Below are 19,721 nucleotides of genomic sequence, written 5' to 3' on the forward strand. Positions count from 1 at the left end.
AATTGCGGGTTAATTCCACAGAAGCAGCAATAGTGTTGAATCTTATAAATCAAACACATAGAATTGTTTTATTGTCACCATGCCGAGTTGCACATGCTAAAGTTAATCCAGTCCAATCAGATGGAAGTGCTCTGCGCCCATTTAGCCGCTTACCTGACCCAACCGCTTGCTTTTGCACGTCTACTGAGTAACGAGCATATTCTGGTACAGAGTCCCGGCATGTCGACTTGGCTACGCCTCGAAATCGCCAAACAAAATGGAATTGCCGCCGCACTGGAATTCCCGCTGCCATCGAGCTTTACCTGGCAGTTGTGCCATGACTTATTGCCCAATGTGCCTAAGGATAACGCCTTCACTAAGGCGGCAATGACGTGGAAGCTAATGCAACTCTTACCGCGCATGCTACAAAATGACGCCTTTGGGCCGTTGAGACACTATCTAAGTCATCAGCAATCCAGCACAAATGCCACCGACACGAGTGATATGACGGCTGACGATATTAAGCTGTACCAACTCTGTGGCCGGATTGCCGATATCTTCGACCAATACTTAGTGTATCGCCCCGATTGGATTTTAGCGTGGGAGCAAAACGAGCATCCCGAATCACTCACCAAGCCGCTGAATGAAGACCAACGCTGGCAACCCATTTTATGGCGCGCACTGATTGCGTTTAATCATGATGAGCTTAATCAAAGCCATTACCACAGGGCCAACCTGCACAGTGACTTAATTGCCGCGCTGAATCATCCCGACACGTCACTCGCCAAATTGCCACAACGCCTATTTGTGTTTGGCATTTCCTCGATGGCGCCGCAAACCCTTGAAGTGCTTTACCATCTGGCAAGTCGTATCGATGTGATCGTGCTTGGCTTAAGCCCCTGTCAGCACTATTGGGGCGACATTGTTGATCCCCGTAATCGGGCCCGCATGGCGGTGCAATATGCGGGTAAACGCCAATTAGCCGAACTGTGGGAAGATAAACTCGAAGTGGGTAATCCGCTGCTTGCCAATAACGGCAAGATGGGCCGTGAATTACTCGATATGCTGCTTGAGCTCCCCGCCGAACACTGCGACTTTGGCGACGATGTGTATTGTGAACCCTGTGACGATCCCAACTTGCCACACAGTAACGCCAGCATGCTCCACGGCGTGCAATACGATATTTTAGAGATGCAAACCTTAGACAGAGTGCTAGGGCCAGATGCCGAGCTGTACCAAAATGTCGAGAACAGACGCCTGCTTAAGCGCGACGATGAATCCATTCGAGTCAAGAGTTGTCACAGCCCACTGCGGGAAGTCGAAACCCTGCACGATCACTTGCTTGAGTTACTCAGCAATAATGTCGACCTGACACCCAAAGACATAGTGGTGATGATGCCCGATGTCGCCGCCTACGCACCCTATATCGATGCCGTCTTCTCGGCGAAGCAAGGCCTGTATTACATTCCCTACGCCATTGCCGATCGCGGCGCAGCGCAGGAATCACCGCTCATCAATAGCTTTTTAAATTTACTTGGAATTAATCAAAGTCGTTTTGGTCTGACCGACATTTTGAGCATACTCGAAGTGCCCGCCATTTTGCGCCGTTTCCAGCTCGATGACGATGAATTGCAACTGATCCGCCGCTGGTTAGATGAAGCAGGCGTGCGCTGGGGCCGCGATGAACAAAGCCGCCTTAAACAAGGTGTGCCAGCGTTTGAGCAAAACTCCTGGGCCTTTGGTATTAAAAGGCTGATTTTAGGTTACGCCTTGAGTGACGATGCGCCGCTCTACCAAGACCATCTTGTCGTCACTGGCATCGAAGGCCAATCGGCACAGGCGTTAGGTAAGCTACTCAATTTTATTGAAGTACTCGATGAAACGGCGCAAATACTCGCCCTGCCGCAAGTGGGCGCCCTGCGTTTAGCGGAATTAACTAAGCTACTAGATGCCTTCTACGACACAGATGAAGACGAACGCGAACAATTACAGGAAATCCGCGATGCCATTGCCGCCCTAGAGCAAGAGTTACTATCAGCGGGCAGGCCCTTAGATACAAAAACGTTAGAGACAAACCCGCTAGAGGCGCTAACCCAAGAGCGTATAAGCGGACTGAGCCTCAGTATTGAAGTACTGCAGCAGTGGTTTAATCAACGCTTAACCGAATCTCGGGTCGGCCAGCGTTATCTTGCGGGAAGCGTGAACTTTTGTACCTTAATGCCGATGCGATCGATCCCCTTTAAGGTCGTGTGTTTACTCGGCATGAATGATGGGGTTTATCCTAGGGTTCAACATCCCGTTGGCTTTGATTTAATGGCACACTTTGGTGCCCGTAAAGGCGATCGCTCCCGCCGCCTCGATGACAGATATTTGTTTTTAGAAGCCTTATTGTCGGCGCGGGAGCAACTGTATATCAGCTACATCGGACGCAGCGAACGGGATAACTCTGAGCGTATCGCCTCTATGCTCGTCTCTGAACTGATTGAATATTGTCAGCTGTGCTATCTACCTGAAACGCTATTGGCTCAATCGCAAAACGCTTCAAGCCCCATAGACCCAGAGGATGCCGAAAAAGCCCTCTATAACGCAATTGTCAGCCACCAGCCACTGCAACCCTTCGATCCTAAGTTGTATCAAGCCACAGAAAAAAATGATGACAAAAATGGCTCAAACATAGATGGCTCAGGCAGAACCCCAAATAGCTCGGGCATAGGCCAAAGTTACAGCCTGCAATGGTGTCCACCCAATACGGACGCTGTGGGTACACATGCGGGCCGCTTTATCGGCGTGCAAACTCGCATCATGCTCGACGCGGATGAACAAGACTCAGTGCCAGATTCTGAGCACGAACAACAGCAAAGTAAGCAAGTGGATGTGTCAGCCCTGATCCGTTTCTTTCGAAATCCGGCGCAGTACTTCTTCAACCGTACGTTAAAAGTCGATCTCAGCCTTAATATTCAGGCCGATGATAATGACGAGCCCTTTAGCTTGAATGCCCTAGAGCGCTATATGTTACAGGCCAAGTTACTCGATGATGCCATAGGCCAAGGCCTAACTGAGCCCGATATCGAGCTGATTAAACGCCTCAAAGCCAGTGGCACTTTGCCCATGCAGCCCTTCGATGATTTGCTACTGCGCCAATATCAGCATGATATTAAACCTTTGATTGGCAGAACCTTGTTCCTCAAGGGAGAACAAGCCAGCAGTCACGCCGATATTAAACTCGTGTTTGACTTGCCCATCACGGCGGGTAAATCCCAGCAAGTGTTACTGCAAGGTCGTATCGATGACATCAGCCCTAAGGGGTTAGTCAATTACCGTCCCGGTAGCGCCCACGGTCGCGATGTGCTGAGGTTATACCTTCGCCACCTGTGTTTAATGGCAATGGGCCACACACATGCAAGCTATCTACTCGACATGGGGCATTTCCACGCCCTAGCGCCAATCACTGCTGAACGCGCCCATGCGTTACTGGCCGATTTGCTGGTGCTGTTTTATCAAGGCCAACAACACCCACTGTGTTTTATGCCGCGCACGTCACTGGCCTACGTCAGCTGCGAGGGTGAGCACGATGAGCGTTTGCAGCAAGCGTTACCCGAATGGTTAGATGAGCAGAGTCAATTGGGTGAAGCTGCTTTTGGAGAAGGAAATGAACCCCATTACCAGCGATTATTCAGTTTCCCGCGGGATTTCTCTGAGGATAGCTTTGGCGCATTAGCCGAGCGTATCTATCGCCCTATGGTGAGTTTATATATCAAAGACACGCTGGCTCAGCTTGAGGAATTTGCGCTCAACGATGGCATGAGCCAAGGCCCTGCTAATGAACACGCGACTGACACACAAGCTCTCGCACCACATTTGAACCGCAATAGCGCACAGGGAGAGCAAGCATGAGTGAACACATGCCGTTGAACACGCAAGCCTTACATTCAGCACCACAAGCGCTTGATCCTCTCACTCTGCCCTTTGGCGGTAGTCGTCTTATTGAGGCCAGCGCAGGCACAGGTAAAACCTACACGATTTCAGGTCTTTATTTACGCTTATTGCTTGGTGATGGCATTCTTGCACCGCTCACCTGCGAACAAATTCTCGTGGTCACCTTCACCAATGCGGCCACCGAAGAGCTAAGGGATCGTATTCGCCGGCGTATTCAAGTCGCCTTTAAGTGCTTCTTAGGGCTAACGATTGCCGATCCCTTTGTACAGGCGTTGTATGACAACACCCCAGAGAATGAACGCGCCATTGCCCTGCGGCGGTTCGATCTCGCCCTTAAATCCCTCGATGAAGCGGCGATTTTTACCATTCACGGTTTCTGTCAGCGAATTTTATCGGATCTCGCCTTTGAGTCTTCCTTACTGTTCGAATCGGACTTTACCTTGGACGACAGCGAATTTTTGCACCATGCCGTGCGGGATTTTTGGCGTGAGGCCTGTTATCCGCTGCCCGATTACTTAGCGCAAATCATTGCCAAGGAATTTGGCGAGCCCGATGGTTTAGTCAAACAGTTGCGACCGCTCCTTGGTGCCAGTCAAGCAAAGCCTCTGAAACCCGCGCTTAAGTTTGATGCCTTAGCCCTGTCACTACGCCAAAGTTTAGAGCGCTTTAAATTAGCTTGGCCAAGGGGACGCGATGGCTTATTGGCATTGCTACACAGTTTGCCACTCAACGGCACCCGCTTTGGCAAAGCAACGGATAAGTACCCCAAGCTCGCCGCCATGTTCGATGCACTAGATAACTGGCTCGCCTTCGGTCATGGGTTGCCGCCACTGAAAGAATTAGAAGCCTTGTCCTTGTCTGAGTTAAAACTCAACAAGGGCGGCGTGATCCCAAGCGTGAGCGAAGCGCCGCTGATGGATCATATGGAGCAGCTCGCCACATTGATTGCCGCCATTAAACCGGCGTTTTTATATAGCGCGAAACTCGGCATAAGCGAGCGATTTGCCCAGCAAAAGCAGCAAAAAAACGTGCTGACTCCCGATGACTTGCTCACAACGTTAGCAAGCGCGCTACATGCCAATAATGAAACCTTGCCCAAAGCTGTAGCAACACGTTTCCCCGTCGCGCTTATCGATGAATTCCAAGATACCGATCCGCTGCAATTTGCAATCTTCTCTGGCATCTACCAAGGCCGCTACTCGTTTGAGCAAGGCAAAAACGATACAGAAAATAAGCTCAGTCTGTTGATGATAGGCGATCCAAAACAAGCCATTTATGCCTTTCGCGGCGCCGATATCCATACCTATATTGAGGCCCGTCATCATACGCAGGCCCACTATCATCTGGATACCAACTACCGCTCAAGCGCAAACATGGTTGCTGGGGTCAACCATCTGTTTAGCCAGCATCACGATCCTTTTATCAATCAATCGATCCCCTTTGATAGCGTGAAAACGCCCAGCAGTGCTAAAGGGAAAATCCTCACTGAAAAAACTGCCAATCCCGCCGCCTTAAGATTAAGACTCTTAAGCGAAAGCGCAGAAAACGGCCTCAACAAAACCACGGCAAGACACTTGCTCGCCGAAGACGCGGCGGCACAAATTACCCGTTTACTGACAGATGCGGCCAATGGCGAATGCCACAGCCCTAAAGGGCCTTTGATCGCTAAAGACATCGCTATCCTAGTGCGGGATCGCAACGAAGCGGCAGTGATGAAAACCGCATTAAGTAAACGCCACATAGGCGCGGTGTTTTTAAGTCGCGACAGTGTGTTCGATACCCTTGAAGCGCGAGAAATGGCGTTAATTTTGCGATCTCTGGCGAATCCTAAGGATGAACGGGCACTGCGCAGCGCCCTAGCCACGGCATTATTAGGTTATAGCGCCGAGCAAATCCATGCCTTTAACCAAGATGAAGAGCACAGACAGCAGTTATTAGAGCAATTTTTTAACTTGCACCAAGTGTGGCAAAAACGCGGCATCATGCCCGCGCTACTCAGCCTTGCCAATAGCACTAAACTGATTGACCGTTTACTGCACACCGCCAGTACGCAAACCGATGCACAGGAGCAAGATGCCACGAATGGCGAGCGCCGTTTGACGGATTTTCGCCACCTTGCTGAGCTCTTACAGCAAAAGGCCACCGAACTTGATGGTATGAGTGCCCTACTCAATTGGTATGAACAGCAACTGATTGATAACACAGGCACAGATGAACAGCAGCTGCGCCTTGAGAGCGAGCAGAATCTAGTGCAGATCGTCACTATCCATAAGAGTAAGGGCCTTGAGTATCCCGTATGTTTTGTGCCCTTTGTTAGCCTAGCCCGTGACAATCGCCGCCGCCCGACGCCTATGCTGTACCACAGAACTAACGATGCAGGTGAGCAAGAGCTAGTATGGGATATCGAAGGCACGGATGAGGGTTGGGATCGCGCCAAACAAGAAACCTTGGCCGAAGACTTGCGCCTTTTGTATGTGGCGCTCACTCGCCCTGTGTATTTGTGTTATTTGTATATCGCCAATCACAGTCGTCAGCTTAAAAATGGCCTTAAAAGTCAGCTGCATGAAACCGCTATCGGCTATCTATTGGGCATAGGCGACTCAGAATGTGACTTTGCCCGTATCTGCAATGCTGCGCAGCAGCTCGCCCAAGATGTGGAAGCCATAAGTATTGATAAGGTGCCCGATGACATAGACGAGCGGCCATTGCCCTCAAGCCAAGACATAGCACAAATACTGAGCGCAAAAACCTTAACCCGCCAATACAGCACGCCGTGGCGAGTCGGCAGTTATTCAGGCCTAGTTAAAAATACCAGCCATGGCAAAGCCGCTCCGGGCGCCGATGATGAAGCATTAGGTACGCTTGAATATATGGCTGCGCAAACACTCTCTATTCCTGATGAGCCAAGTCATGAGCTGCAGGATGGCATGCTCAATCGCTTTAACTTTGAACGCGGCGCCAATGCCGGTAGCTTTATGCATTTAGTGTTAGAAGAGATTGATTTTACGCAGGCAGAAATCGACTTACCGCTGCAATTGCCTAAAGCTATGCTGCAATACGGTATCGCGCCCGAATGGCAAACAGTATTACATACTTGGTATTTGGATGTGCTGCATGCACCGCTCTGCGCGATACCGCACGCCTTAGAGTCGCAGGTCACGGGGCATGTAAGCGCCGTCAAACCTGCTCATCCTGATTTGTGCTTAGCCAAGTTATCGCCGCAGAATACCTTAGTCGAAATGGAGTTTTATTTACCCTTAAGCGAACTTAAAGATACTGAGCTCAATGCGCTACTGCTGCAATTTGGCTATGAGTCGACACTTAAGTTTGATGATCTCAAGGGCATGCTCAAAGGCTTTATCGATTTAACCTTTGAATACCAAGGTCAATATTATATCGCCGACTATAAGTCGAATCATTTAGGCGACAACATCAATGCCTATCATCAGAGCGCGCTGCAAAGCGCAATAACCGATCACAGGTACGATTTGCAGTACATTCTCTACTCATTGGCGCTACACAGGTATTTGAGTTTACGCCTGCCAAGTTATGACTACGATAGCCACATAGGCGGTTGTTATTACTTGTTCTTACGGGGAATGTCGGCTCAATATCCCGGCTATGGTATTTACTACGACAAGCCGCCGAAGGCACTTATTCTCGCGCTAGATTCACTTTTTAATGACAATTTATTTCACAGCAGATTGGCTCGTGCAATAGATACAGGAGTCACGGCATGATGCGCTCAACTCAAGGGCTAAATGCACATTCACTCACAGCAGCGAAATGGATAGATAATGGCGCAATTCAGCTTACAGCGCCGCTGCCAGAGCTGTTAAAACAGTGGGAGCAAGAACGACTGCTCACACCGCTCGATCGGCATTTCGCACTCGAAATGAGTCTCTTACATCCAAGCGACAGCCAACATCCCTTGTTTATTTTGCTGTGCGCGCTATTAAGCCAGCAATTATCTTCACAGCACAGTTGTCTAGTGCTCGCCCATATAGTGCCACTCAATCCCATGGCCGAACAAAATAGCCATTGTAAAATCACCTTAAGCCTCGAAGCGCTCACAGAGGCCTTACAAACCTTTGATGCCGTCGGCCAAGCGGGCAGTAACAAACCGCTTATTTTTGATAATGGCAGACTCTATTTACAACGTTATCATCAATTTGAAACCTCAGTCGCCGCCTCATTAATCCGCTTGTCCGGAAGCGTATCTAAGCACTTATCTGAAGAAGCAAGCCACCAAGAGCAAACTCAAACTGCTGAGTTGAGGTCACTGTTAGATCAACTGTTCCCTGCCAATGTGAGCGCGACCCATGCACTCACTACCAATGTACTCACTAACAGTGAAGACACAGCACCCATTGATTGGCAAAAGGTCGCCACAGCAACAGCGCTAGGTAAAAAGCTGTCAGTGATCACTGGCGGCCCAGGTACGGGCAAAACCACCACTGTGACTAAGCTTTTGTTATTGCTACAAATGGAATCACAGCAGGAAATCCGTTTAGTCGCGCCAACGGGAAAAGCAGCGGCTCGCTTAAGCGAATCAATCAAAGCCTCAAAAGCGCGTCTGGCGAAGGAACTCAGCGCCCATGCTGATGTTGTTGATGATGGAGCTCTCAATAGAAATAGCCAAGACTTTTTAACGGCTCTGGGACGTATTCCAGAGGAGGCATCAACCTTACACAGGCTGCTTGGGGTGATCCCCAATTCGCCGCACTTTCGCCACCATCAAGGTAATCCGCTTAGGCTCGACCTATTGATTGTCGACGAAGCCTCTATGGTCGATTTGCCCATGATGTACAAACTGCTCAGCGCACTGCCCGAGCACGCCAGTTTGATTTTACTCGGCGATCAAGACCAACTCGCCTCGGTTGAGGCGGGCGCTGTGCTCGCCGATATTTGTGCGGGCCTTAAAATACCAGTAGATCCCAATAACCTTGCTCAGAACAACATAGCGTCAAACAGCCCTGCTCTGTGGCAAATGCGCTATTCCAAGGAACAAGCCGAGCGTCTGAGTGCGTTAACAGGTTTTGAGTTAACGCCCTATACCAGCGACGCCCCTAAACTTGGCGATAGCTTATGTATGCTAATGCACAGCCACAGATTTAAAGGCGATGCAGGGATTGGACTGCTCGCCAGTGCCGTCAATCGCGCAGATCTTCAAGGTATTTTGCAGGTATGGCAACAGGGACCTGCAGAATTGAGCTGGTTAGAACACAGTATGGTCGTAAGCCAAACCCAAGCCAAAGTAAGCGAGCCTGCTAATAATATGGGACTCAATTTACTACTGGAGCAAGCCTGCCAGCAATATGGCACTTATCTCAGCGCCTTGAATAGCGATACGAGTAATAGTGATTTAAGCAAGCATCCAAGCACAGCTTACATCATTGAACGCTTTAACCAGTACCGTATTCTATGTGCTATGCGCTCGGGCGATTATGGGGTTGAAGGCATAAATCAGTATGTGACTCAAGCACTGGCCAATGCCAAGCTGATTAAACCGCTACAGGAGTTTTATCTGGGTCGGCCGATTATCATCCAAAGCAATGACTATAACTTAGGCCTGTTTAACGGTGATATCGGATTGATTTTGCAGGATGAAGATAAACCCGAACGTTTAATGGCGCACTTCATCAAGGCCGATGGCAGCCTGTTAAAAGTCTTGCCAGCCCGTTTGCCCAGCCATGAAACCTGTTATGCCATGACAGTACACAAAAGCCAAGGCAGCGAATTTAGCAGTGTGGCCTTAGTATTGCCGCCGAGCCCCAGCCTAGCCCAGTGGCAACTGCTGACCAAAGAGTTGGTCTACACCGCCATCACCCGCGCTAAAGTCCACTTTACCTGCTTAGGCACCCAGCACGTATTCGAGCGGGCCAGTAGCCAAGCAACCCAACGCGCATCGGGTCTTGCCGACCGCCTTTGGGGGTAAATGAAGCTTTGTGGTCAATGGGGAACACTTTAGGAACTACATTTTAAGATATGGCTTTTAGATTTACTCTAACCATGAAACTAAGGATTTAAACATTGATTAAAAAGGACATTATTACACTTAAGGATCTACAAGCCGTTATTGCCTTGTTTGACGCCATAGCACCAGATGCCACTTTACCTAAGCGTTATTATGAAAAAACCCGCTATATCCAGTGGTCAGTATTTCAAGACATGCAGGTATATGCACTCGACTTTGAGCCCTATTTAACGATTAGCCAGCGTTGTAATATGACGTATTTTGGCATACATCAAAGTACGCGACGTTTATACCTAGCACACTGTAATGATGCTGGCCACGCACCGCGCTGGGAAGCGAGACCAGTGACCTTAGCGCAACTGATGGATGTCGAGTTAATGGTGAATTTACATAAAAATCATGCCTATAACTTAGGGCTAAACATCTGTTTTGATCTGAACTATTTACTCTGAGCTTTGGTATTAATGTACAAATTCGCATGACTAAATATCGGCTGTGGGCCAGGCAATATCAATTGCTAAAATCAATCAATTTGAAATTATCAATGTCACCCGCAACGTTTTTCCGGTACCCGAAGGCACAAGGACAACGGATCTGATTATGCTCGCTCGAGCCAAGAATTAGCCGTTTGGTTCGCTCAACACTAAGCTGTAGCGAAAAGATGTTTTGGTAAACCCTATACTTTCATAGTATTGCTGTGTGGCAATGCGCTGCATCGATGTAGTGAGTTCGAGTAACTGGCAATTCTCTTGCTTTCCCCTTTCTTTCGCAAAGGCGATCAACTGAGAGCCAACGCCCTGACCCCGCATGTCGGCATCCACCACAATTGCGGTTATACGACAGATACGACTCAAGGCGGGGAAATAATCAAAGAACATTAAGGCCATCACAGCGACAACTTGTAGGTCACCCTGCGCATTATGTTGCTCATACACCAGTAATTCATCACTGCGGCGCAGAGAATCATGCTGATATTGGCTTAACGTCTGGGCTAAAGCAGCATGGGGCAAAGAATAACCGAGTTGCTCAAGTAATACCTGCACACTATCTGTATCCTGTAAGCGGGCTAACCGAATGTTTTTATTCACCATGAGATACCATGCTGTAATCTGCCTAAAGTCAATGTCACTCGTACTGGGTTGCACAGTTTAGATGACGGTGACGAAGCAATAGTCCAACGACATTGCCATCTCACGCCACAAAAATCAAAATAAACCTGACAAAGGCACTACCCCATATTTGCAATGCGATGTAATGCGTTAAAATTCACCACTTAATAGCCATCAGTCAGCAAAACCTTGCACTCATAGGGGCAAGAAAACTAAGATGACAGCGGCTGTACTATAGGATGATATTCGTATTGCCACAGGCCGATGTCATCCGATTTTGCTCACTTTGAGGAATCACTCACAATGTCTAAGATCAACCTGCTTTTGCTGTGCGGCGGCGGAAGTGCCGAACACGATATTTCACTCATGTCGGCCAATTATTTTGAAACCTCACTGGCAAAATCCGAACAGTTTTGTGTATTGCGTGTCGAACTGGATAAATTTGGTCAATACCGCACCGCTGCGGGTGATGATTGTGAACTGACCAATAGCCGCGAAATTCGCTTCCGCGATGAGAGCAAAGCCCCATGGCCGGTCGATTACGTCATTCCCTGCATTCATGGCTATCCCGGCGAAACAGGTGACATTCAATCCTATTTTAATTTGATCCAACTGCCCTATTTTGGCTGTGAATCCGAGGCTAGCAGTAACTGCTTTAATAAGATCACCGCTAAAATGTGGTTCTCTGCCTTAGGTATTCCGAATACCCCGTATATTTTCCTAAACCAATTCGATGATGCAGCAATAGAGCAAACCCAAGCCGCATTAGCACTATGGGGATCCATCTTCGTCAAAGCGGCCTCACAGGGTTCCTCTGTTGGTTGTTATAAAGTCGATGACAGCGATAAAGTCGCTGGCGTGCTTAAAGATGCTTTCGGCTATGCGCCCTATGTTATCGTTGAAAAAACCATTAAAGCCCGTGAGTTAGAAGTCGCAGTATACGAGTACAACGGTGAAGTGGTGGCGACAGTACCAGGTGAAATCATCTGTGATACCCACACCTTCTACACCTTCGATGAGAAATACGCCAAAAACAGTAAAGCACGCACCGATGTGGTCGCGCAGCATGTGTCAGCTGAGATCAGCGAACAGATCCGCGCTTATGCAATCAAGGCATTTAAAGGATTGAAGCTGCGTCACTTATCGCGCATCGACTTTTTCTTAACCGCGGACAATGAAATTCTATTGAATGAAATCAATACCTTCCCAGGTTCTACGCCGATTTCTATGTTCCCTAAAATGCTGCAAAATCACGGTCACGATTTTACGCAATACTTGAGCCTAGTGATTAATGGTCAGCTAACCGCTAAATCTTAACATTCATCAAGCTGACTCAGTACTGCATCCGTTTTCAATCATAAAAAGAGCGCCGAGGCGCTCTTTTTATTTGTTATCTTTCAACACTATATTCCTAAATATTGGATTATTAACTTACATCTAAACCCAATATATCAATCAGGCTGTCGCAGGTTAAGCCGCCCTCATATTTAGGTCAAACATCAAAGCTCCAATACCAAGAACCTAATGCAGCTCAGCTTGCTTTGCCAACAGGGCAAAGAATGCAGCTTTGGGCATAGGCTTATAAAATAAATAGCCTTGAATTTCTTGAATATGATTTGCCATTACAAATTTTAGCTGGGACTCCGTTTCTACCCCTTCTGCGGTCACAGTTAAATCTAACGCATGGCTTAAACGCACTATGGCCTCCACCAACGCTTCGTGACGTTTGCCTTCATCTAATCTGTCGATAAAGCTCTTATCGATTTTAATTTGATCGATAGGGAAATTAGCTAAATAAGATAGAGATGAGTAACCCGTCCCAAAATCATCTAAGGAAATTTTAATCCCTTTAACTCGCAAACCATTAAGTACATCAATAAGATACGTATGTTGCTTCATCAATAAAGATTCAGTGATCTCAAGGGTTAATCTATCATAAGGGAAATCTGTCACCTCAAGTTGCTCGATAATCGCAGCAAAGGATTCCACAAAGGCATCTTGTAGTTCATGGGACCAAAACTCAAAAGTCGAGACATTCACCGATAAATTAATGGGCCAATTTCGTTCCTGCATTTCTAAAATAGTCTGCATAGCACCAAGGCGAACATCTCGGCCAATATCAACGATTAAACCACTGTTCTCAGCGATAGGAATAAATTCATCGGGTGGAATAAACGTTCCCTCATGCTGCCAGCGCAGCAGCACTTCAGCACGGACAATCAAGCCTGTGGTCGCATTGACTATGGGTTGGTAATAAAGCTCGAAGGTATGCTGATCTAATGCCTGCTTAAGCTGATTATGAAGGCTAGCAACACGCTCGGCATTTAGCTGCATTTGTTCAGTAAAAAAATGATATCGATTGCGACCATTTGCCTTAGAAATATACATGGCCTGATCGGCACAATTTAACAACTGTTCAAGATCGAGGGCATCTTCAGGAAAACGGGCAATCCCTATACTTACCGAGCTATAAACGCCTTTTCCATCGGCTAGCACATAATGTTTTGCCACATTTTTGTTAATTGTATCTGCAATTTGTGCCAATTCTTTCTGGTTAACAACCCCAGGTAATAGCAAGGCAAACTCATCCCCTCCTAAGCGTGCAAACACCATAGTGTCATCGACACACTCGCTGATCTGTTTAACCACTTGCACTAACAGCGCATCACCTTTGTCATGGCCATGGGTGTCGTTAACTTGCTTAAAGTTATCTAAATCCATCAACATAAAACTAAAGCCGGGAGTCAAACTGTCGGAAGTAATTAACGCTTGGATCTGCTTGAATAACGCATTGCGGTTAGCAAGTCCCGTAAGAGAGTCATTATTGGCCTGATACTTAATCAGCTGCGCCGCTTTCTTACGTTCACTAATGTCTGAAAATAGCCATGCAAAACAGGGTTGCTGACCATTGGACTCTCGGAAGGTTGTGACGATAAGGTCAAGATAAAACTCCTCGCCATTTCCCCTAAGACCCACCAACTCACCCTGCCACATTCTGTCCTGAGCTAAATGCTCAAATAACCCCACTAATTCATTAGATTGGGATGATGCTAAAAAAATCTTAGGGTGAAAGTTAGCTATATCAGTATCTTGAGGAATAACTATATGTCTGAAAGCGGGATTAGCATAGAGAACTGCATCGTCAGAATTGGAAATAACCAGAGCAAGGGGTAACCGGTCAAAAATTTTCACAGCTAAATGCTGAAATCCCATTGCACGACTGCGTTCAATGGCTAAACTCGCCAGTCTTGCCGCCTCTGAAATGAGCTCTAAATCCTGCTCTATTGGGGATTTTATCGTATCATAATACATGGCAAATGTGCCTAGCACTTTGCCATGAGTATCTTTGATAGGTTCTGACCAGCAAGATTTAAGACCTGCACGTAATGGCAGTTCTTTATAATTAACCCAGTAAGGATGTTGAGCGATATCTTCAACGATAACACGCTGCGCATAATAGGCAGCCGTGCCACAAGAACCCACATTGGGGCCAATTTCGACACCATTAATGGCTTGATTGTAACTGTCGGGTAAATTGGGGGCGGCACCTAATAACAGACGTTTACCGTCAGCACTGAGCAGTAACACAGACCCTCTGGTTCCTACTTTTTGAGCCTCGATTTTTAAGACTAAGGCGTGCAAGATTTCATGTAGCGGTGCGCCATTGAGCAGCATAGAAAGAATACTGCTATAACAAGCTATGCTGACATTGTGGGCGAGTTTAACGTCTGCATGATCGAGCAGATCTGGAAGGTTAACGCCGTACGCCATAATTTCCTTAAGAGCAAAGTTGCAATATAAATACTGATTAACAATGTTAAATATTTATAACTTATAAGAAATTCTAGGCATTAATGTTAATTAAGTAAACCCTTTACCTGCGCGGTAAAAGGTTTACTTTAGTCTAAAAAGCAATGCTTTATTCTTGAATACGTTCAAGTTTTGCAAGGTAAAAGCCATCAAAGCCGCTATCGGCTGGGCTGATACTTTCATCCTCAATCAGGCGAAAGTTGGGGTTCTCGGCTAAAAACGCATCCACTTGACCGCGGTTCTCGCAAGGGAAGATAGAGCAAGTCGCATAGACGACTATGCCGCCGACTTTGACCATGCGGCTGTAACTGCTCAAAATGTGTTTTTGCAGTTCCATTAACACGGGTAAACGCTCTACGGTATCACGCCATTTTGCATCGGGATTACGCTTTAATACACCCAAACCAGAGCAAGGCACATCAAGCAATACCCTATCGGCACTGAGCTTTAAGCGTTTAATGGTTTTACTGCTGGCGATAACACGGGTTTCGACATTGTGTGCCCCATTACGACGGGCACGCTCTTTGAGTTTGTCGAGTTTCCATTGCTCCACATCCATGGCCAACAAGCGTCCTTTACCCTGCATTTGCGCAGCTATGTGTAAGGTTTTACCGCCCGCACCCGCGCAAGCATCAATCACTTTCATGCCTGGCTTGGCATCAAGCGCCGCAGCTACGCGCTGAGAGCCCGCATCCTGCTGCTCGAATAAGCCATCTTTAAAGCTTTGGGTACGGAACAAGGCTGAATCGGAGGTCACTTCAAGGGCTGAATCGACCCCATCAACACAGAGCGTGCTCACAAACTCAGCGGCAAGCTTAGCGGCCAGTTCATCACGAGTCACCTTAAGGCCGTTAGCGCGTAAAAAACGTTTCGGCGCAGTACTTAACGCGGCGCGCTCTTTTTCCCAAGACTCACCTAGTTGCTCACGACCCATAACATCGAGCCACTCAGGGCAACCGTCCCACAATACAGGCTTAGTTTTCGCTTGCTCGATACGCTCAGCTAAACGCACCTCATCAACTTGCAGCGAATATTGCATTTTAGGCAGTTCAAGCCCGTGGAATAAATGCCAAGCATTAAGCAATTTAGAGCCAAAACGCTCCATCTCATCTGGACTAATTTCCGCCAGATAACAATATAAATTTAAACGACGTAGGATATCACCCGTCGTTAATGCGATACGCGCCTGCTCGGCGGGTACTAATTGCAACCCAGAAAAATGCTGAGAATAGGCCCGATCTAAGGGTTTTCCTTGGCTCAGCACCATAGTTAAGATACTGATCACTAATTCGTTCGAGCTGGCAGAAAGCGGAGAATTCAACATTTAAAAGGTCACCATGAATGATAAAACCGGAGGATCATAGGAGGTCAGGCCCTAATACGCAAGCGCGCTGGCGCCGAGTTAAGGTTAAAGCCATAAAAAAAGCGATCCTAAGATCGCTTTTTTGCCACAGTCAGTTTAATCCATTACATTTTTGAGCCTTTAGCCCCGTAGAACAGGATAAAACCATAACAAATCACGGGCAGAATAAAGGCGAGCTGAACGCCAAGATTATCCGCTAACATGCCCTGGAATAAAGGCAAAATCGCGCCGCCCACAATCGCCAAACACAGAATGCCACTGCCCTGTGAAGTGTGGGGACCTAAATCACGAAGCGCTAAGCTGAAGATCGTTGGGAACATAATCGAGTTAAATAACCCCACCCCAAGGATTGCCCACATAGCAATGCTGCCACTGGTTGTCATCGCTGCAACCACAAGTAGCGCCGCCATAAAAGCATTAAATGCAAGTACTGAGCCTGCTGGTACTTTTTGCATCACCACAGAGCCAATGAAACGTCCCACCATAGCGCCGCCCCAATAATAGGCGATGTAATGGGCGGCTTCAACTTCTGGCATACCCGCTATATGGCTTTCACCTAAGAAGCTAACTAAAAAGCTACCGATAGACACTTCTGCGCCGACATACACGAAAATACCCACAGCGCCGAGCACTAAGTGCTTACTTTGTAAGGCACTGGTTTTGCCTAGATGGGTCTGAACTTCACCTTGAACACTTTCATCATGCTCACGGATCACAGGTAAATCTAACTTCGCAAAAATCAGCGCTAAAATTGCCAAGGTGCCAGAAAGTAACAGGTATGGCAGTTTAACCACTTCCGCTTCAGCGCTCGCTTGGGCTAAATCGCCTGATACTGAACTGGCAACAGAAAGAATTAACATAGCACCAAAAAACGGCGCAACCGTTGTGCCTAAGGCGTTGAACGCTTGCGTTAAGTTCAAACGACTCGACGCAGTTTCGCTACTGCCTAAGGCATTGACATAAGGATTGGCTGCCACTTGCAGGATTGTGATGCCTGATGCCAAAACAAATAATGCACCGAGGAACAAGTTGTAAGTAGCAAGGGCCGCCGCAGGATAAAACAGCGCACAACCAATACTTGCAATCACAAGACCTGTAACAATTCCCTTTTGATAACCCAGCTTTTTCACTAAGTTACCCGCAGGGATTGAGACTAGAAAATAAGCACCGAAGAAACAAAACTGGATCAACATGGCTTGAGTATAATTAAGTGAAAACACCGCTTTAAGATGCGGGATCAGAATATCGTTCAAGCAGGTGATAAAACCCCACATAAAAAACAGTGAAGTCAATGAGATCAAGGCAAAACGATAACTGCCCGACCCATTTTCGCCAGTGCTGCTCGTGTAGCTACCGGTATTAATTGATGACGCCATAGTTATTCTCTCTGTATGTTTTTATTATCAGGAACTAATTAAGGTTACATTCCCCATGGTGCCCGTGGGCGGGTTTATATCGAACTGTGGGCTTGGGATCCCGTATCTATAACACTTCAACCGAATAAAAATGAATCATTTTCACTTTAACATTGCATAAAAGCTGGTAAATGCCGAAAACTTCAGCTGATTGTGTTCTATTTGTGCGGTTTTAAGGCCATGTCCCGTCAGCGACTCACTGATTTCAAATGCAGAGAAATCAAACTCGACCTCGGTATCACCTAAATTGAATCCCACGAACACTTTTATATCGCCTAAGGTGCGAACAAAGGCCAAAATGGGCTCCTTTGTATCAACAAATTTAATATCACCTTCAACTAACACCGGGTGTAACTTACGCCAAGCCAGAAAACGTCGATAACCGTTGAGCATGGAATCAGCATCAGATTCTTGTACATCCACAGCTAACGCTTGGTGCGCAGGTGCAATTGGCAGCCAAGGAGAAACATCACTAAAACCACTAAAGTCAGCGCCTTGCTGCCACGGCATTGGCGTACGGCAACCATCACGCCCCTTAAACATAGGCCAAAATGTTTTGCCAAAAGGATCTTGCAGCTCATGAAATTCAATTGGCGCCTCGGTTAGACCGAGTTCTTCACCTTGATAACTACATATACTGCCGCGCAGCGAACTTAGCATGGCATTGAGCATTTTGACCATGTCTGAATTTTGCTTACCTTGCCCCCAACGACTCGCTACGCGCTGCACATCATGATTGCCGATAGCCCAACATGGCCAGCCATCACCTATGCTCGCTTCCAAAGCCTCTACGGTTTGGCGAATATAAGCGGCACTGTAATCGTCGGTTAATAGCTCAAAACTATAGGCCATATGTAGGCGATCTTCGCCCTTAGTGTAGGCAGCCATTACAGCCAAAGAATCTTCGGCAGAGACTTCGCCTAAGGTCACCGCTCCTGGATAGCGATTGATGAGCTTTCGTAAATCTTCAATAAAAGCGATGGTTTGCGGACGGTCATTATTGTAGTAATGGTATTGATAGGCGTAAGGGTTATCTTCACTGAAACCACGGCCCTGACGTTTATCCTTAGGTTTTGCCGGATTATCCCTGAGCAGTTCATCGTGATAACAGAAGGTAATGGCATCTAAGCGGAAGCCATCTACCCCCTTTTTAAGCCAAAATTCAACGTTATCCAGCACAGCTTGGCGCACTTCGGGATGATGGAAATTAATATCGGGCTGACTACGCAGGAAGTTATGTAAATAGTATTGCTGTCTGCGCGGTTCCCACTCCCAAGCACAACCGCCAAAAATCGCGAGCCAGTTGTTAGGTGCTGTACCGTCTTCCTTAGGATCGGCCCACACATACCAATCCGCCTTGGGATTCGAACGGTTTTCGCGGCTCTCAATAAACCACGCATGTTGGTCCGAGGTATGACTTAATACTTGATCAATAATGACCTTAATACCTAAACCGTGGGCTTTTTCAATCAATTCATCGAAATCATGCATAGTGCCAAAAAGAGGGTCAACTTCGCGGTAATCACTGATGTCGTAGCCAAAATCTGCCATAGGAGATTTAAAGAAAGGTGAAATCCAGATGGCATCGACATTGAGACTCGCAATGTAATCCAGCTTTATAATAATGCCGCGTAAATCCCCGACGCCGTCACCATTGGTATCTAAAAGGCTACGCGGATAAATTTGGTAAATCACTGCACCACGCCACCACGTTAACTCACTCATTGTTGCCCCTTTATCATTATTCTACAGCGAACTTTCCCTAACACACTCAAGCAAACAGTTATCGTTTTGTTACTGCAGAGTAAAGTCATCGCGGCTTATTTTGTGTTACCGAGCATACGTGAAGAGGGAAATAAGGTTCAATACACCTGCATACGTATGCAGAAGATGCAGCCAATAGTCACATGGCATCACAATGAAATTTACTTTTTAGTAACAGTCACTTGATTACAAAATAAAATCATTTTATTCCCTGAGTTCACCCTCTATCACAGTCTATTCTTAACTCTGCTAGGTATTGAATACGTATGCACTCTGTTGTTCAGCTAAGAAACTCGGGAGTAGTATCTTCACCGTTGCATAACAATTTGGTCATAAACGCAGCACTTATGCAGTCAATTAAGCGCCCA

Annotated in this window: 10 protein-coding genes; 5 read left to right on the forward strand and 5 right to left on the reverse strand. The window is 47.2% G+C overall.

What is annotated here, in order from left to right; genetic code table 11:
- The first annotated feature begins 93 nt into the window (after positions 1-93).
- The 4 genes from recC to L5M49_RS02440 all read left to right on the forward strand — a co-directional run bounded on the left by recC (position 94) and on the right by L5M49_RS02440 (position 10,344).
- Positions 94-3,873, forward strand: a complete 3,780-nt coding sequence (gene recC / locus L5M49_RS02425) for an exodeoxyribonuclease V subunit gamma (RefSeq protein WP_263265381.1) — start codon at positions 94-96, stop codon at positions 3,871-3,873.
- A complete protein-coding gene (recB, locus tag L5M49_RS02430) occupies positions 3,870-7,655 on the forward strand; it encodes an exodeoxyribonuclease V subunit beta (RefSeq protein ID WP_263265382.1) in 3,786 nt (1,261 codons plus the stop codon). Before recC ends, recB begins: the two co-directional genes overlap by 4 nt.
- A complete protein-coding gene (recD, locus tag L5M49_RS02435) occupies positions 7,652-9,853 on the forward strand; it encodes an exodeoxyribonuclease V subunit alpha (RefSeq protein WP_263265383.1) in 2,202 nt (733 codons plus the stop codon). Before recB ends, recD begins: the two co-directional genes overlap by 4 nt.
- A gap of 95 nt (positions 9,854-9,948) precedes the next feature.
- On the forward strand, positions 9,949-10,344 hold the full coding sequence (locus tag L5M49_RS02440) for a hypothetical protein (RefSeq protein WP_263265384.1): 396 nt from the start codon (positions 9,949-9,951) through the stop codon (positions 10,342-10,344).
- 168 nt (positions 10,345-10,512) lie between these two features.
- Here L5M49_RS02440 and L5M49_RS02445 read toward each other — a convergent pair whose 3' ends face one another.
- A complete protein-coding gene (locus L5M49_RS02445; protein ID WP_105252433.1) occupies positions 10,513-10,983 on the reverse strand; it encodes a GNAT family N-acetyltransferase in 471 nt (156 codons plus the stop codon).
- Between the two features lie 321 nt (positions 10,984-11,304).
- On the opposite strand from L5M49_RS02445, the gene L5M49_RS02450 reads away from it, so the two are divergent.
- On the forward strand, positions 11,305-12,318 hold the full coding sequence (locus L5M49_RS02450; protein ID WP_263265385.1) for a D-alanine--D-alanine ligase: 1,014 nt from the start codon (positions 11,305-11,307) through the stop codon (positions 12,316-12,318).
- Between the two features lie 204 nt (positions 12,319-12,522).
- Here L5M49_RS02450 and L5M49_RS02455 read toward each other — a convergent pair whose 3' ends face one another.
- From L5M49_RS02455 to L5M49_RS02470, 4 genes are all read right to left on the reverse strand, one after another.
- Positions 12,523-14,772: an EAL domain-containing protein gene (locus L5M49_RS02455; RefSeq protein ID WP_263265386.1), complete on the reverse strand. Its 2,250-nt coding sequence runs from the start codon at positions 14,770-14,772 to the stop codon at positions 12,523-12,525.
- A gap of 148 nt (positions 14,773-14,920) precedes the next feature.
- Complete coding sequence (locus L5M49_RS02460) at positions 14,921-16,135, reverse strand: RsmB/NOP family class I SAM-dependent RNA methyltransferase (RefSeq protein WP_131524969.1); 1,215 nt, start codon at positions 16,133-16,135, stop codon at positions 14,921-14,923.
- A 143-nt stretch (positions 16,136-16,278) separates the two neighbouring features.
- Positions 16,279-17,550, reverse strand: a complete 1,272-nt coding sequence (locus tag L5M49_RS02465) for a sugar MFS transporter (protein WP_263265387.1) — start codon at positions 17,548-17,550, stop codon at positions 16,279-16,281.
- A 141-nt stretch (positions 17,551-17,691) separates the two neighbouring features.
- A complete protein-coding gene (locus L5M49_RS02470) occupies positions 17,692-19,314 on the reverse strand; it encodes an alpha-glucosidase (RefSeq protein WP_263265388.1) in 1,623 nt (540 codons plus the stop codon).
- Between the last annotated feature and the right edge of the window lie 407 nt (positions 19,315-19,721).

The organism is Shewanella sp. SM74 (assembly GCF_025653725.1).
Lineage (GTDB): Bacteria > Pseudomonadota > Gammaproteobacteria > Enterobacterales > Shewanellaceae > Shewanella > Shewanella oncorhynchi.